14 protein-coding genes are annotated in these 15,198 nt (G+C 66.4%); 2 read left to right on the top strand and 12 right to left on the bottom strand.

Annotation, left to right across the window (positions count from 1 at the left end; genetic code table 11):
- Nucleotides 1-24 precede the first annotated feature (24 nt).
- From BMZ97_RS25420 to BMZ97_RS25370, 11 genes are all read right to left on the bottom strand, one after another.
- Nucleotides 25-1,101: a D-TA family PLP-dependent enzyme gene (locus BMZ97_RS25420; protein ID WP_092176495.1), complete on the bottom strand. Its 1,077-nt coding sequence runs from the start codon at nucleotides 1,099-1,101 to the stop codon at nucleotides 25-27.
- Nucleotides 1,098-1,556, bottom strand: a complete 459-nt coding sequence (locus tag BMZ97_RS25415; protein WP_092176821.1) for a RidA family protein — start codon at nucleotides 1,554-1,556, stop codon at nucleotides 1,098-1,100. Before BMZ97_RS25415 ends, BMZ97_RS25420 begins: the two co-directional genes overlap by 4 nt.
- 43 nt (nucleotides 1,557-1,599) lie before the next feature.
- A complete protein-coding gene (locus BMZ97_RS25410; RefSeq protein WP_092176492.1) occupies nucleotides 1,600-2,079 on the bottom strand; it encodes a GNAT family N-acetyltransferase in 480 nt (159 codons plus the stop codon).
- A gap of 121 nt (nucleotides 2,080-2,200) precedes the next feature.
- A complete protein-coding gene (locus BMZ97_RS25405) occupies nucleotides 2,201-3,364 on the bottom strand; it encodes an amidohydrolase/deacetylase family metallohydrolase (protein WP_092176489.1) in 1,164 nt (387 codons plus the stop codon).
- Between the two features lie 164 nt (nucleotides 3,365-3,528).
- Nucleotides 3,529-4,464: an N-carbamoyl-D-amino-acid hydrolase gene (locus BMZ97_RS25400; protein ID WP_092176487.1), complete on the bottom strand. Its 936-nt coding sequence runs from the start codon at nucleotides 4,462-4,464 to the stop codon at nucleotides 3,529-3,531.
- A 218-nt stretch (nucleotides 4,465-4,682) separates the two neighbouring features.
- Nucleotides 4,683-5,582, bottom strand: coding sequence for an ABC transporter permease (locus BMZ97_RS25395; RefSeq protein WP_092176484.1), 900 nt, complete (start codon nucleotides 5,580-5,582; stop codon nucleotides 4,683-4,685).
- Nucleotides 5,579-6,520 carry an ABC transporter permease gene (locus BMZ97_RS25390; protein WP_092176482.1) on the bottom strand — a complete coding sequence of 314 codons (942 nt, stop codon included), beginning with the start codon at nucleotides 6,518-6,520 and terminating at the stop codon, nucleotides 5,579-5,581. The genes BMZ97_RS25395 and BMZ97_RS25390 overlap by 4 nt, the downstream gene beginning before the upstream one ends.
- A 183-nt stretch (nucleotides 6,521-6,703) precedes the next feature.
- Nucleotides 6,704-8,302 (bottom strand): ABC transporter substrate-binding protein, encoded by a 1,599-nt coding sequence (locus tag BMZ97_RS25385; RefSeq protein ID WP_092176479.1) that lies wholly within the window; start codon nucleotides 8,300-8,302, stop codon nucleotides 6,704-6,706.
- 220 nt (nucleotides 8,303-8,522) lie between these two features.
- Complete coding sequence (locus BMZ97_RS25380) at nucleotides 8,523-9,935, bottom strand: amidase (RefSeq protein WP_092176477.1); 1,413 nt, start codon at nucleotides 9,933-9,935, stop codon at nucleotides 8,523-8,525.
- 16 nt (nucleotides 9,936-9,951) lie between these two features.
- A complete protein-coding gene (locus BMZ97_RS25375) occupies nucleotides 9,952-11,181 on the bottom strand; it encodes a M20 family metallo-hydrolase (RefSeq protein ID WP_092176474.1) in 1,230 nt (409 codons plus the stop codon).
- 154 nt (nucleotides 11,182-11,335) lie between these two features.
- Nucleotides 11,336-12,799: an amidase gene (locus tag BMZ97_RS25370; protein ID WP_092176472.1), complete on the bottom strand. Its 1,464-nt coding sequence runs from the start codon at nucleotides 12,797-12,799 to the stop codon at nucleotides 11,336-11,338.
- 293 nt (nucleotides 12,800-13,092) lie between these two features.
- Here BMZ97_RS25370 and BMZ97_RS25365 point away from each other — a divergent pair, with 293 nt between their 5' ends.
- Both BMZ97_RS25365 and BMZ97_RS25360 read left to right on the top strand, forming a co-directional pair.
- Nucleotides 13,093-14,487: an MATE family efflux transporter gene (locus BMZ97_RS25365; RefSeq protein ID WP_244546595.1), complete on the top strand. Its 1,395-nt coding sequence runs from the start codon at nucleotides 13,093-13,095 to the stop codon at nucleotides 14,485-14,487.
- A 66-nt stretch (nucleotides 14,488-14,553) separates the two neighbouring features.
- A complete protein-coding gene (locus tag BMZ97_RS25360; protein WP_092176469.1) occupies nucleotides 14,554-14,967 on the top strand; it encodes a globin family protein in 414 nt (137 codons plus the stop codon).
- 40 nt (nucleotides 14,968-15,007) lie between these two features.
- On the opposite strand, the gene BMZ97_RS31465 is transcribed toward BMZ97_RS25360, so the two are convergent.
- Nucleotides 15,008-15,198 (bottom strand): hypothetical protein (locus BMZ97_RS31465; protein ID WP_210188328.1); only part of this gene is annotated, 191 nt, incomplete at its 5' end.

Genomic DNA, 15,198 nt, shown 5'->3' with positions numbered 1-15,198 from the left:
GGACCAGATGCACAATCGCCGCGATCAGGTGAGCTTGCCGCGCGCCGCCACCGGCATCTCGCCGATGAGCTTGTCGCCGCGCACGGTGATCAAGCGGTCGACCATGTTGACCACCACGCAGACATGGTTGGGGATGATGCGCACGACCTCGCCGACATTGGGCCGTTCATTCGAAGCCGCGAGGTCGAGGAAGCCGTGCTCCTCGGCAAATTTCGCGATCCTCGCCGCCGGATATTCGAGGATATAGCCATGGCCGTCGAGGCCGCCGGTATCGCTGGTCAGCGTCTTCGAGCCGGAATCGAGGATGCCGCGCTCAGGCCCGGCCCGGCTCACCACCGTGGCGTAGACTGAAAGCGCGCAATCCTCCAGCGTCGCCACCCCGGCGGCGACCTGCATGCGGTCGTTGAAGATCGAGGTGCCGGAGCGGTGCTCGGTCGCGCCCTTGAGCTTGCCGATATTGGGGATGTTGGGCGAGCCGCCGGTCGAGACGATGCCGGCCTCCAGCCCCGCCTCGCGCAGGCCGGCATTGGCCGTGTCGAGGAAGATCTGTGTGCGCTCCCAGCCATCCTCGGGCGGGTACATCAGGAAGCCCGCAAAGGTCAGGCCCTTGGAGCCCGCGATCAGCTTGGCGAGCTCGACCGCCTCGCCCGGCGTCTCGACGCCGGCGCGCTTGCGGCCGGTGTCGCATTCGACGACGACCTCGAGATTGCGGCCGGCTATCTCGGCCGCGCTCGGCAGGCCGGCGATGGTGACCGGACTATCAGCCGCGACGATCATGCGCACGCGCCGCTGCAACGCGCCCAATCGGCCGAGCTTCTCCTCGCCGAGGATGTTGTAGCTGATCATGATGTCGTCGATGCCGCCATCGGCCATGATCTCGGCCTCGCCGAGCTTCTGGCAGGTGATGCCGCGCGCGCCGGCCTCGACCTGGAGGCGGGCGAGCTCGGGCGATTTATGCGTCTTGATATGGGGGCGGTTGGCGACGCCCTTCGCATCGCAGACGGCCTGGAGCCGGGCGATATTGGCCTCGACCTTGTCGAGGTCGATGACGACGGCCGGCGTGCCGTAGACGCGGGCGATTTCCTCAGCCAGCGCGGTCATGGCAGCACCTTGATGATCACTTCGATCTCGACCGTCATGTTGTTGGGCAGCGAGCCCATGCCGACAGCCGAGCGGGCATGCCGGCCACGTTCGCCGAGCACCGCGACGAACAGGTCCGAGCAGCCATTGATGACCTTGGGCTGATCAGCGAAATCCGGCGCCGCATTGACCATGCCGAGCAGCTTGACGACCTCGACCTTGTCGAGCGAGCCAGTCGCCTTCTTCATCGCCGCAAGCAGGCCGAGGCCGGTCTGCTTGGCGTGCTCATAGGCTTCCTCGATCGTGACGTCCTTGCCGACCTTGCCGGTCGGATAGGTGCCGTCCGCCCGCTTCGGGCCCTGGCCGGAGAGGTAGACGATGTCGCCGACCTGCTTGAAGCTGACATAGGTGGCGACCGGCGTCGGCACGTCGGGCAGCGTCAGTCCCAACTCCTTCAGTTTTTGTTCGGCGCTCATCGGCGTCTCCTCATGCATGTCTTCGTCGGCGACGCGCGCGGCGTCAGGATGTCAGGTCGCGCACCATGTAGCGCGCGGCATCGTCATAGCTGCCGAGCTTCTCGGCAAGGGCGGCGTCATGCGCCACGCGAAAGCCGTGGCGCTGCCAGAAGCCCAGCGAGGCATTGACCGCGACCAGCGAGATGCTGGCGAGGCCTTCGCTGCGGGCAAACGCGACCAGTCGGTCGACGACCCGCCCGGCAGCTCCCGACCCGCGCGCGTCCGGCAGGAGCGCGAGGTCGTGGATGTAGTAGCTCGCCGCGTCAGCGAGAATCCCGCCGAGCAGGCTGTTCAGGGCCGGCGGCTGGCCAAGCCGCCAGGGATGGCTGACGACATAGCCGAGCAGGCCACCCGGGCCGGCGAGAGCGAGGCAGCCGGCCGGAAACAGCCGCAGGCGCTCGGCGAAGACGGCCTCGTCCTCCGGATAGGCAGGATGCACAACGCCCGCGACCGCAAGCACCGCCGGCAGGTCGGCTGCCGTCATCGGGCGCCAGCTGGGACCGCTCGCGTCATGCTCGGGCTCGACCCGAGCATCTCCGTCAGGAGATTCCCGGGTCTGCGCTTCGCTTCGCCCGGGAATGACGCTCCCGCCTCGCCCCACCGAACTACGCCGCGACCTTCTTGAACTTGCTCGTGCGCTTGGGGTGCCACCAGGCGCCCTTCAGCACCACGCCCTCGGAGACGATCTTCTTGTCGCCGGTCATGTGCTCGCCCACGACGTCGGCATAGTCGAACTTGCCTTCCTTGACGGTCAGGATCGTCGCGTCTCCGAGCGAGCCGACCTTGAGCGAGCCGTATTCGGGCCGCTTCAGCGCCATCGCCGCATTCACGGTCGAGGCGGCGATGACGTTGTTCAGGCTCATGCCCATCAGCAGGAACTTCGACATGGTGGTGACCTGGTCATAGGCCGGGCCGTCGATGCAGAGCTTGTGCACGTCCGAGGAGATCACATCCGGCTCGAAACCATTGGCCAGCATGGCGCGCGTCGTCTTGAAGGAGAACGACCCCTTGCCATGGCCGATGTCGAAGATGACGCCGCGCTTGCGGGCGGCCAGCACCTCGGGCTTGACCGTGCCCTGCGCGGTGCAGGGCGCATTCGGGAAGGGGCGGAAAGCATGGGTGAGCACATCGCCCGGCCGCAGCATGTTCACCACCTCCTCATAGGACGGAGGCGGATGGTCGATATGGCACATCAGCGGCATGCCGACCTCGTTGGCGACCTGCAAGGCGATGTTGAGCGGCACCGTACCCTGATCGCCCGAGGCGTGCAGACCGACGCGGACCTTGATGCCGACGATGAGGTCGCGATTGGCGTCGGCGACCGCGACGGCGTCGATCGGATTCATCAGGCGCAGATCGCCGCTCTCGCCGACCATGACGCGATGGTCGAAGCCATAGATGCCGGCATGCGAGACATGGAGATAGGCAAGGATGCGGGCCTGGCTCCTCTCGATGACATGCTTGCGGAAGCCCGGCCAGTTGCCGGGGCCGGCCGAGCCGGTGTCGACCGAGGTGGTGACGCCGGACGCCCGGCAGAACTCGTCGGCGTCGATGCCGAGCGAGGTGCCGCCCCAATAGACGTGGGTGTGCAGGTCGATCAGGCCCGGCGTGACGATGTAGCCGGAGACGTCGCGGATTTCCTTGGCGCCCTTCAGATCCTTGCCGAAGCCTGAGACCTTGCCGTCGGTGAAGGCGACATCGAGCACGCCGTCATGCTTCTGCGAGGGGTCGATGACGCGACCGCCCTTGAGGATGAGATCATGGGTCATTTCAGTTGCAGGCCTTCACGTTCGACATAAAGGAGATGGAGCGCCGTCATCCAGGCCGGCGCGAAGCGGAGCGCCGGGATCCATCGTAGGGCGCTGAGCCCTGTAACGCATCTCGGGACGACCTTTCGGCCGCCCAGGATGACACGTTGGAAATCGTGCAGCCATCACACTGGCCCCACAGCACCCTTGCGCTCGACGATGAGCCCATAGGCCTGCGGTTCGCGATGCTTGGCGAAGTTGAAGGTGGAGTTCTTGTAGCTCTTGCCGAGATCCATGTCGCAGCGGGCGATGACGAGCTCGTCGCCCTCGGTCACGGCCTGCGCCACGACCTCGCCGGTCGGCGCGATGATGCAGGAGCCGCCGATCTGGTCGACACCGGCCTCCAGCCCCGCCTTGGCGACGCCGACGACCCAGCTCGCATTCTGATAGGCGCCGGCCTGCATCACGAGCTGGTTGTGGAAGTTGCCGAGCCGGTCATGGTCGGGCGCCGGCGGATTGTGCTTGGGCGTGTTGTAGCCGAGCACGATCAGCTCGACATCCTGCAGGCCCATCGACCGATAGCTCTCGGGCCAGCGCCGGTCGTTGCAGATCATCATGCCGAGATTGGCATCCATTGCGCGCCAGACCGGCCAGCCGAGATTGCCGGTCTCGAAATAGCGCTTCTCCAGATTCTGGAACGGCGCATCGGGACGATGCTCGGGATGGCCGGGCAGATGGATCTTGCGGTACTTGCCGATAATCGCGCCGGTCTTGTCGACCAGGATCGCGGAGTTGAAGCGGCGCTTACGGCCCTCCTCGAAGGCAAGCTCGCAGAAGCCTAGATGGAAGCCGATGCCGAGGCGCTGGGCTTCTGCGAAGAGCGGCGCGGTCTCGTTGCCGGGCATCGCGCTCTCGAAATAGCTGTCGATCTCGTCCTCGTCCTCGATCCACCAATGCGGGAAGAAGGCGGTCAGCGCAGCCTCGGGATAAACCACGAGATCGGCGCCATGGCCCTTGGCCTGGCGCATCAGCTCGATCAAACGGGCAACCGCCGAAGCACGGCTCTCGTCGCGCTGGATCGGCCCGAGCTGGGCCGCGGCGACGGTCAGGATACGGCTCACGTCAAACTCTCCCCGGGCGAGCGGCTGGCGATGCCGCGATGGGTTGCGGCATGTGTCGCATCCGAGACGGCGGTGTCGCCGCCGCCTTGCTCAGTCCAGCAGGAGCAATGACGACGCATCGGCTTGCCCCGAAAGCCGGTTCCCACTTTTCGGGCCGATGCTCTGGCCCCGCCGCGCGCCATACGGCGCCGGCCCCGGCCGACATGTCAGGCATGGTCTCAGAGGCTCTTGGCCAGGCGTGGATCGAGCGAGTCGCGCAAGCCGTCGCCGAGCAGGTTGACCGCGAGAACGGTGATCGAGAGGAACAGCGCCGGGAAGAAGATGATATGCGGCCTGACCTGCCAGAGCGCCCTGCCCTCGGCCATGATGTTGCCCCAGGACGGGGTGGAAGGCGGCACGCCCGCGCCGATGAAGGACAGGATCGCCTCGACGATCATGGCGCTGGCGCAGATATAGGTCGCCTGCACCATCATCGGCGCGACCGTGTTGGGCAGGATGTGGCGGAAGATGATGCGCGGCACGCGCGCGCCCTGCGAGATCGCCGCCTCGACATAGGGCTGCTCGCGCAAGGAGAGCACGACGCTGCGCACCAGGCGGGCGACGCGCGGAATCTCGGCGATGGTGATGGCGATGATGACGTTCTGGACCGAGCCGCGCGTCAGCGCCATCAGCGCGATAGCGAGCAGGATCGGCGGAATCGACATCATGCCGTCGATGATGCGCATGACGATGCCGTCAGCCCAGCGCACGAAGCCGGCAAAGAGTCCGACCGCCAACCCGATGACGGAGGCCAGGAACGCCACGCTGAAACCGACCAGCAGCGAGACCCGCGCGCCATAGGTGACGCGCGAATAGATGTCGCGCCCGAGCATGTCGGTGCCGAACCAGTAGAGTTCGGACGGCACGCGCGTCCGGCGCGAAGTCGAGATCGCTGTCGGATCGACGGTCCACAGCAGGGGCGCGAAGATCGCGATCAGGATCATCAGCAGCAGGAGGACGCCACCGACCGTGACGGCAGGGTGCTTGCGCAGATAGGAGCGCTTTTTGGGCGGCGAAACAGGTTCGCTGCCGGTGGGAGCCGCGAGCGGCGCGGCGATGGTGTTGGATTGAGCTGTCAATACCGTATCCTCGGATCGACCAGAGTATAGACGAGGTCCACGAGCAGATTCACGAGGACGTAGACGAAGGAGAAGATCAGCACGACGCCCTGGATCACGGGGTAGTCGCGCCGCAGGATCGCATCCAGCGTCAACCGCCCCAGCCCCGGAATGGCGAAGACGCTCTCGGTGACGACGGCGCCGCCGATCAGGAGCGCCACGCCGATGCCGATGATGGTGATCACCGGAACGGCCGCATTCTTGAGCGCGTGCACGAAGAGCACGTTGCGCTGTTCGACGCCCTTGGCGCTGGCGGTGCGGACATAGTCCTGCTGCAGCACTTCGAGCATGGTCGCCCGGGTGATACGCGCGATCAGCGCGATATAGACGAAGCCGAGCGTGATCGAGGGCAGGATCAGGTTCTTGAACCAGGGCCAGATGCCTTGCGAGATCGGCGTATAGCCCTGCACCGGCACCCAATCGAGCTTCAGGGCGAAGACATAGGCGAGCATGTAGCCGACGACGAAGACCGGAACGGAGAAGCCGAACACGGCAAAGCCGACGACGCAGCGGTCGATCCAGGAGCCTGCCTTCCAGGCCGCGATCACGCCCATCGGCACGGCGACGACGACCGCGAAGATCAGCGTCAGCAGCATCAATGAGACCGTCGGCTCGATGCGCTGGGCGATGAGCTGCGTCACCGGCAGCGAGGTGAAGATCGAGGTGCCGAGATCGCCCTGGAGCACATGGTAGAACCATTCGCCGAAGCGGATGAGATAGGGCCGGTCGAGACCGAGACTGGCCCGGATCCTCTCGACATCGGCCGGCGAGGCCTGGTCGCCAGCGATCACCGCGGCGGGATCGCCCGGCGCGATGTAAAGCAGCGAGAAGACGAACAGGGCGACGAAAGCCATCACGGGTATGGTCGTGATGATCCGTCTGACGATGAAAGCGAGCATTCTGGCGCTTAGCCTTGGTTATGGTCGATCAGAACTGTTGCAACGCGAGCCGCCATTTCGGCGGCTTACGTTCAGGGGAGTGCCGGCTTCCGAAGGTCCGGCACTCTGCGACAAATCCCAGCTCGGCGCGCCTTTGCCGCTCGTCCGGGATGGACGGGGCAGCCACGAGAGCCGCCCCTACCGTCAGGCCTTCGACACGCCCCAGAAGAAGGGCAGAGGGCCGCTGGTGACGCCGGAGAGATTCGACCGCCAAGCCTGGTAGCCGAGATAGAAGCCGGTCGGCGCGTAGACGACCTCCTCCATCGCAGCCTTGTTCAGCCTGGCGATCGCGGCCTTCTCCTCGGCCATGTCCTTGGCGTCGAACCAGTTGGTCACCTCAGTCTCGACAGCCGGGATATTGGGCCAGCCGAACCAGGCCTTGTCGCCATTGGCGCGGATGGCGGTGTAGGCGGCGGGATTGATGCAGTCGGCGCCGGCATGCCAGGTGTGGAACATGCTCCAGCCACCCTGGCCGGGAGGCGTCTTCTGGGCGCGGCGCGCACCGACGGTGCCCCAGTCGGTGGCGACGAAATCGACCTTCATGCCGATGCTCTTAAGCAGCTCGGCGGTGACGTCGCCCATCGACTTGGTGGCAGCCATGTCCTGCGCGACGACGCAGACCACGGGCTCGCCGTTATAGCCGGATTCGGCCAGCAGCTTCTTGGCCGCGTCGACATTGCGCTGCTTCAGGATGTCGCCACCCTCTTCGGTGTAGAGCGGCGTGCCGGGGGTGAAATAGCTCGGCAGGTTCTTCCAAAGCTTGTCGTCGTCGCCGACGATCGAGCGCATGTAGTCTTCCTGGTTCAGCGCGGTCAGCACCGCGCGGCGCACCTTCACATTGTTGAAGGGCGGGAAGAGATGGTTCATGCGGAAGGCGCCGATATTGCCGAGCGGATCGCCGATATCGACCTTGACGTTCTTGTTGGCCTTGAGCACCGGCACGAGGTCCGACAGCGGGGTCTCCCACCAGTCGACCTCGCCGTTCTGCAGCGCGGCCGAGGCCGTCGCCGGATCGGGGATGATCACCCATTCGATCCGGTCGACCAGGATCTTCTTGCCGCCAGCGAGCCAGTCGGCCGGCTCCGAGCGCGGCACGTAGTCGGCGAACTTCTCGAACACCGCCTTGGCGCCCGGCACCCATTCATTGCGCATGAACTTCATCGGGCCCGACCCGATATATTCGGTGATCTGCGTGAACGGATCGGTCTTGGCGATGCGCTCGGGCATGATGAAGGTGCAAGGCGCATTGTTCTTGCCCAGCGCCAGCAGCATCTTCGGGTAAGGCTTGTTGAGCGTCCACTTCCAACTCATGTCGTCGATCGGGGCAAGCTCGACCTCGATCGCCTTGATCATCAGGCCCATCGGGTCGCGGGCCTGCCAGCGCTTCAGGCTCTGGACGACGTCCTTGGAGGTGACCGGCGCGCCGTCATGGAATTTGAGACCCGGGCGCAGCTTGAAGGTCCAGACCAGGCCGTCGGCGGAGACCGTCTCCGACTCGACCATCTGGCGCTGCGGCTGAAACTTCGAATCGATGCCATAGACCGTGTCCCAGACCAGGGCGGCCGCGTTGCGCACGACATATTGCGTGCCCCAGATGGGATCGAAATTGGCGAGGTTGGCCTGCGGCACGAAGCGCAGGGTCTTGGCTGCCGCGCCTTGCGACAGGGCCGGCACGGCCAGCCCACCGGAGGCGGCCAGGGCGCCCGTCCCCACGGCGGTCTTCAAAAATGTCCTGCGGTCCATCACTCACTCTCCCCTGTAACGGCAACCTCTGCGCGGGCGACCTTGGCGCGAGTTTGGGCAGAAAACTTCTGCGCTGACAACACGCTTGACCGGCCCTTCTTGGCCGGCGGGCAGCTTGCAGACTTCGTGCCAAACGGAACTGAACCGTCGGGGGCGCGCGGAATTCGGCAATCTCTGCCCGCCCCGCAGCGTTACGAGCAGAAAATTGCGAAATAAGCAGCTAAACCGATTTGATCGGCGCATCGACCCGCGCAAAAGGCCTTGCAAATTCGAAGGCCGCCGCGGCGCGCAAAACCAGCGCATCCCGCCCGAAAGCGCCGACGATCTGCAGGCCCGCCGGCAAGCCCGCCTTCGTCAACCCGCAAGGCAGCGAAATCGCCGGCGCCTGCGTGATGTTGAAGGGGTAGGTGAACGGGGTCCAGCGCGTCCAGTCCTCGCCATAGCCGCCATGGGCGGGGGTGTCCCGCCCGACCTCGAAGGCCGGCAAGGGCAGCGTCGGCGTCAGCAACAGATCGAAGCGTGCATGAAATTGCGCCATGCGGTGCGCAAGCGCATTGCGCTGGTTGAGCAGCGCGTCGACATAGGCCGTGCCTGACACCTTTTCACCGGCTTGCGCCACCGCGACGAGGCCGGGATCCATCCGCTTGCGGTCGTCCGGGCCGGCATTGCGCAAGGCGAGCGCCGCTCCCGCCCCCCACAGCGTCATCAAGGTCTCGATCGGGTCGGCAAAGCCCGGATCGACCTCCTCGACCGTCGCGCCGAGCTCCCTGAACGCCATGGCTGCCGCTTTCGTGAGCGCCGCGATCTCGGGATCGACCGCGACATCGCCGCCGAGCTTCGGCGACCAGGCGAGGCGCAGGCCCTTCACGCCGCCGGGCAGGCCGGCGACATAGTCCAGCGGCTCGTCGAGCACCGCCGTCATGTCGCGGGCATCGGGCCGGGCGATCGCGTTCATGGCGAGCGCGGTGTCGGTCACGGTGCGCGTCAGCGGGCCGAGATGGGCGAGGAACCCCATGGTCGAGACCGGGAAGGCCGGCACGCGGCCATAGGTGGGTTTCAGGCCGACAACACCGGTGAAGGCGGCGGGGATGCGCACGGAGCCCGCGCCATCCGTACCGATATGGATGCAGCCGAGATTGAGCGCGGCACAGACGGCAGCGCCCGAGGACGAGCCGCCGGGCCCCGTCCCGGTGCCCCAGGGGTTGCGCGTGATCCCGGTTTGCGGGGAATCGCCAACACCCTTCCAGCCATATTCCGGCATCGTCGTCTTGCCGAGGAAGACCGTGCCCGCCTCGCGCAGCCGGGCGGTTGCCGGCGCATCCTCGGGCCAGGGCGCGTCCGAGCCCACGGCCGAGCCGCGCCGCATCGGCCAGCCGGCGACACCGATATTGTCCTTGATGGTCACGGGCACGCCGTCGAGCGGGCCGAGCGGCTCTTTCTTGAGGTAACGCGCCTCGGCAGCCGCCGCCATGGCGAGCGTGACCTTGTCGTCGCGCACGGTGAAGGCGTTGACCTCAGGCTCGAAGCGCTCGATGCGCTGAAGCGCATCCTTCGTCACCTCGACGGGAGAGAGCTCGCCGCTGGCGTAGAGGGGTTGGAGTTCGGCGGCGGAAAGCGAGGCGATGGAGGTCATCCGCGATCTGTCCTTCTCAAGCATTCGCGACGCGCCAGGCGGCGCTGAGCAACACATTGGCGCCGGCGACCATGTCGTCGTCGGTGCTGAATTCGGCCGGGTTATGCGAGAGACCGCCGATCGAGGGGATGAACACCATGGCCGTCGGGCACAGGCGCGACATCATCTGCGCGTCATGCCCCGCGCCCGAGATCATGCGGCGGATCGGCAGACCGAACTCGGCCGCACTCTGCTCGACGCTCGCGATCAGTTCCTCAGTGAAGGGCGTCGCCGGGAAACGGGCGAGATCGCGGATCGAGATCTGAATGTCGTCGCGCTCCGACAGCTCAGTGCAGAAGGCGCGAACCGCCGCCTCCGCCTGCGCCAGCGGCGCATCGAGCGGGTTGCGCAGATCGAGCGACATCACCACGGTTTCGGGCACGACATTGACGTTGCCGGGCTGGACGCGGATGACGCCGGAATTGGCGAGCTGCCCGGGGATCGTCTTGGTCAACTCATTGGCGAAGATGTTGATCCGCGCCGCCGCCAGGCCTGGATCCTTGCGATAGGCCATCGGTGTCGTGCCGGCATGGCTCGGCCGGCCCTTCAGCGTCAGTTCGAGCCAGCAGATTCCCTGGATGCCGGTGACCGCGCCAAGCCCGCCGCCTTCGCTCTCGAGGACCGGCCCCTGCTCGATATGCATTTCGAGATAGGCATGCGCCTTGAGGAAGCCTGGCTCTTCCTGCCCCTCATAGCCGATGCGCCTGAGCTCGGCGCCGAGGCCGACGCCCTCGGAATCGGTTTCCGCATGGGCGGCGGCAACGCTCATGCCGCCGGCCCAGACATAGGAGCCGAGCATGTCGGGGTGGAAGCGCGCGCCCTCCTCATTGGTGAAGGCGATCACCGCCATGTCGCGCTTGGGCGTGAGACCGGCGTCGCGCAGCGCCGCCAGCACCTCGACGCCGGCGATGACGCCGAGCGCGCCGTCGAAGCGCCCGCCGGTGCCGACCGTGTCGATATGCGAGCCCATGATGACGGCCGGCCCCTCCTGCTGCCCCTTCAGGATGCCGACGATGTTGCCGATCGCGTCGATCTTCACCTCGAGCCCGAGCGCCTGCATCTGCCCGACCAGCCAATCGCGGCCCTGCTTGTCCTCATCGGTCAAGGCGAGGCGCCGGCAGCCGCCCTCGGGCGTCGCGCCGATCATCGAGAGCGCCGTCAGGCGCGACACCAGCCGCGCGCCATCGATCCGCAGATTGCTGCTCATTCGTCTCAAGTCTCCGTGAAGGCCATCGCCGGGCAGGTTAGAGCAATTTCCGATCCAATGGGATCGTTCAATTACTCTATCTCTTTGTTTTAACGCGTTTTCTTAACGCGAACCGGTGTCCACTTCGCTCGAAAACGCTATTGATGCAAGCCGCTCACCCGTCGAGCAAGCCGGGCCGGCGCCTGTCGACCCAGCCGGTCGCATCCTCATAGGCTTGCGCGACCTGGAGCAGCAGCAATTCGGACTGGTTCGGACCCCAGAGCTGCATGCCCATCGGCAGGCCCGCCGCATTGAAGCCGACGGGCACGCTGAGCGCCGGACAGCCCGACATCGTCACCGGGATCACCACCTGCATCCAGCGGTGATAGGTGTCCATGGCGCGGCCGGCGACCTCCCTGGGCCATGGCGTCTCGACCGCGAAGGGGAAGACCTGGGCGCTGGGCAGGACCAGGATGTCGTAGCGTCCGAAGAGCCCATGGAGATGCTGGTACCAGCGCGAGCGGAGACCTGAGGCCTGCATCACCTCGAAGGCGGAGACCTTGAGCCCCTGCTCGACCTCCCAGCGCGCCTCGGGCTTGAGCAGGTCGCGCCGGGCCGGATCGGCATAGACAGGGGCAAGGCCCGAGCCCGCCTGCCAGGCGCGCAGCGTGAGCCAGGCCTGCCAGATCGCTTCCGGATCGAAGCCGAGCGCGACGTCCTCGACGATCGCGCCCATGCCCTCGAACGCCGCCAGGCCTTGCCGGCATAGGGAGAGAACGCCCTCCTCCATCGGCAGATGGCCACCGAGATCGCCGAGCCAGCCGATCTTCAAGCCCGTGACGTCGCGCTCCAGCGGCCCGAGAAAGGCCGCCGGATCCTCCCGCAAGGACATCGGCACGCGCGGATCATAGCCGGACTGAACAGCAAGAAGAGCCGCGAGATCGCGGGTCTTGCGCGCCATCGGCCCGGCGACGCCCAGTTGCGGGATGAAGACCTCATCCGTGCCCGACAGCACCCGGCCATAGCTCGGGCGCAGGCCCAGCACATTGTTGAAGGCGGCGGGGTTGCGCAGCGAACCGGCATGGTCGCTGCCATCGGCCACCGGCAGCATGCGCAGCGCCAACGCCACCGCGGCCCCGCCGCTGGAGCCGCCCGAGGTCTTGCTCTGGTCATAGGCGTTGCGCGTCGCCCCGAAGACTGGATTGAAGGTCTGCGAGCCGAGCCCGAATTCGGGCGTGTTGGTCTTGCCGATGATGATGGAGCCTGCGGCCTTCATCCGCTCGACGAAGATCGCATCGGTCTGCGCGATGATGTCCTTGAACAGCGGCGAGCCTTGCGTCGTCGCAAAGCCCTTGGCGGCAGAGAGATCCTTGATCGCCTGGGGGAAGCCATGCATCCAGCCGCGCGAATGGCCGGCCGCGAGCTCGGCATCGAGCACCGCAGCCTCCTTCAGCAGATCGCCACGCTCGCGCTGCGCCACGATCGCGTTGACGCGCGGGTTCAGCCGCTCGATCTGGTCGAGGAAAGCCGCCATCACCTCCACGCAGGAGAGCTTTCGCGCATGGATCGCCTGCGAAAGCGCGATCGCATCCAGCGCCACGATATCGCTGGTCGCCGCACTGCTGACTGCATCTGGCATGCCTGGCCTGTCTCCTGCCGGGAAGAATCGCGCTGATGATGGCCGCAGCCCGCGCGCGCCGCTAGAGCCGGATGATTTCAGATGAGATCACACAGTGATCCCAGCTGAAATCTGAATCCGTCTCTCATCAAAAAGTTAGAGCAGGATCAATGCGAAAAACCGGTTCCCACTTTTTCGCATCCTGCTCTAGCGGCGTTTCCGGGCAGAGCCTGTGCGGAGGGCGCATCACGCGGGGCGGCCCGGCGTGCAGGCGGCTGTTCCCCGCACGCGAGGGCGGCTAGAAGCGACGCCCCATGTCAGATCTCGCCCTCCCGCTCCGCCAGACGGCCCCTTGGCTCACCGAGGCCAGGGCCATGCTCGCACTGAGCTGGCCGCTGGTGCTGACCAATGTCGCGCAGACGGCGATGACGGCGACGGATGTGATGATGATGGGTCATCTCGGCCCTGACGCACTGGCCGCCGGCGCGCTCGGTTCCAATCTCTACATGGCCGTGCTGATCTTCGGCATCGGCGTCATGGCGGCCGTGTCGCCGATGATCTCGATCGAACTCGGCCGCAATCGCCACGCCGTGCGCGAAGTGCGCCGCACGGTGCGGCAGGGCTTCTGGGCCGCCGTGGCGCTGGTCGGCCCGATGTGGCTGTTTCTCTGGCAGGCCGAGGCGATCCTGCGCGCGATGGGCCAGGACGCGACGCTGGCAAAGGCCGCGGCCTCCTATGTGCGGACGCTGCAATGGGGCCTGCTGCCGTTCTTTCTGTTTCTCGTGCTACGCGGCTTCGTCGCCTCCCTGCAACGCCCCTTCGCGGCCTTCGTCGTCGTCCTGCTGGCGGTCGGTTTCAACGCGCTGGCGAACTGGTGCCTGATGTTCGGTCGTCTCGGCTTCCCGGCGCTGGGCCTGCCGGGCTCGGGGCTGGCGACGACCTTGTCCTCGGTGTTGATGGTGCTCGGGCTCAGCCTGGTCGTCAGCTTCGACCGCCGCTTCCGCCGCTACCGCCTGTTCGGCCGCTTCTGGGTCGCGGACTGGCCGCGGTTTTGGGCCTTCTGGCGGATGGGCCTGCCGATCGGCACGACGCTCGCCTTCGAGGTGGTGATCTTCAACGGCGCGGCCTTCCTGATGGGGCTGATCGGCCCGGCCTCGCTCGCGGCGCATGCGATCGCGATCCAGATCGCTTCGCTGACCTTCATGGTGCCGATGGGCATCGGCCAGGCTGCCACGGTCAGGGTCGGCCGGGCTTTTGGCGCCGGCGACAAGGACGGCGTCGCGCGGGCCGGCGCGACGGCGCTCGTGCTCGGCATCGGCTTCATGGCCCTGACCGCGCTCGTCATGCTGTTTGCGCCGCAATGGCTCGTCGTTCCCTTCCTCGATGTCGAGAAGCCCGGCGCGGCCGAAGTCGCGGTCCTGGCGGCGTCCTTCCTGCTCTATGCCGCGATCTTCCAGATCGCCGACGGGGCGCAGGTCGTCGGCTCCTGCCTTCTCAGGGGGCTCGGCGATACGCGGGTGCCGATGCTCTTCGCCGGGCTCGGCTATTGGGCGATCGGGCTGCCGCTTTCGATCGCGCTCGGCTTCTTCACGCCGCTCGCCGGCATCGGCATCTGGATCGGGCTTGCGATCGCGCTCGCCATCGTCGCGGCCTTGATGCTCGGCCGCTGGCGGGCCCGCGACAGGCTCGGCCTCGTTACCGCCCTCTGATTGCATTGGCGCGGTTCGTGCTATCGTTGCTGCATTGCGGATTTCGCCTTTGGGGGGAGGCAGATCATGTTCAAGGACGACGACGTTCAACGTATCCGGGAGAGTTTCGCCCATCTCCACCGCCGCAAGGCCGAGACCGGAGAGATCTTCTACAACCGGCTCTTCGAGATCGCTCCCGAGGTCAGACCCTTGTTCAAGGGTGACATGAAGGCGCAAAGCGTCAAGCTGATGGAGATGCTGACGGTCGCCATCGCCACGCTCAACGACCGGGAGGGGCTTGCCATCCTGCTGCGCAAGCTCGGCCGCGAGCACAAGGGTTACGGCGTCAAGGACAGCCATTACGACCGTGTCGGAGAGGCCTTGATCTGGACGCTCCGGACCTCATTGGGCGACGCGTTCACGCCGCGCCTCGAGCAGGCCTGGACGCAGCTCTACACCGATATCGCCGACGTCATGATCGCCGCGAGCCACGCGGGCTGAACGAGGAGGCGTCAGCCGTTACAGGCCCGCCTTCCCCGTGTCAGAACTCTTCCCATCCAGCATCACTAGCGCGGCTGTTGACGACTTTCCTCGCCGGAGCGGATCTCTCCGGTGTCGCCACCCTGGTCTGGCCGAAGGCGGCCTCGGCGAGCTTGCGCAGGCGCGCGGGCTCGGAGGCCGGTTCATGAGCCTGGGCAGCGCTTGCCCTGGCAGCCGGGCGCGACGCCGGGG

It is taken from the genome of Allobosea sp. OK403 (assembly GCF_900113835.1).
Lineage (GTDB): Bacteria > Pseudomonadota > Alphaproteobacteria > Rhizobiales > Beijerinckiaceae > Allobosea.
This window is presented reverse-complemented; position numbering and strand designations above follow the sequence as displayed.

Coding starts and splice junctions, on each gene's coding strand:
- BMZ97_RS25420 (WP_092176495.1), bottom strand. CDS start 1,101: ATGACCGCGCTGGCTGAGGAAATCGCCCGCGTCTACGGCACGCCGGCC.
- BMZ97_RS25415 (WP_092176821.1), bottom strand. CDS start 1,556: ATGAGCGCCGAACAAAAACTGAAGGAGTTGGGACTGACGCTGCCCGAC.
- BMZ97_RS25410 (WP_092176492.1), bottom strand. CDS start 2,079: ATGACGGCAGCCGACCTGCCGGCGGTGCTTGCGGTCGCGGGCGTTGTG.
- BMZ97_RS25405 (WP_092176489.1), bottom strand. CDS start 3,364: ATGACCCATGATCTCATCCTCAAGGGCGGTCGCGTCATCGACCCCTCG.
- BMZ97_RS25390 (WP_092176482.1), bottom strand. CDS start 6,520: ATGCTCGCTTTCATCGTCAGACGGATCATCACGACCATACCCGTGATG.
- BMZ97_RS25385 (WP_092176479.1), bottom strand. CDS start 8,302: ATGGACCGCAGGACATTTTTGAAGACCGCCGTGGGGACGGGCGCCCTG.
- BMZ97_RS25380 (WP_092176477.1), bottom strand. CDS start 9,935: ATGACCTCCATCGCCTCGCTTTCCGCCGCCGAACTCCAACCCCTCTAC.
- BMZ97_RS25375 (WP_092176474.1), bottom strand. CDS start 11,181: ATGAGCAGCAATCTGCGGATCGATGGCGCGCGGCTGGTGTCGCGCCTG.
- BMZ97_RS25370 (WP_092176472.1), bottom strand. CDS start 12,799: ATGCCAGATGCAGTCAGCAGTGCGGCGACCAGCGATATCGTGGCGCTG.
- BMZ97_RS25365 (WP_244546595.1), top strand. CDS start 13,093: ATGTCAGATCTCGCCCTCCCGCTCCGCCAGACGGCCCCTTGGCTCACC.
- BMZ97_RS25360 (WP_092176469.1), top strand. CDS start 14,554: ATGTTCAAGGACGACGACGTTCAACGTATCCGGGAGAGTTTCGCCCAT.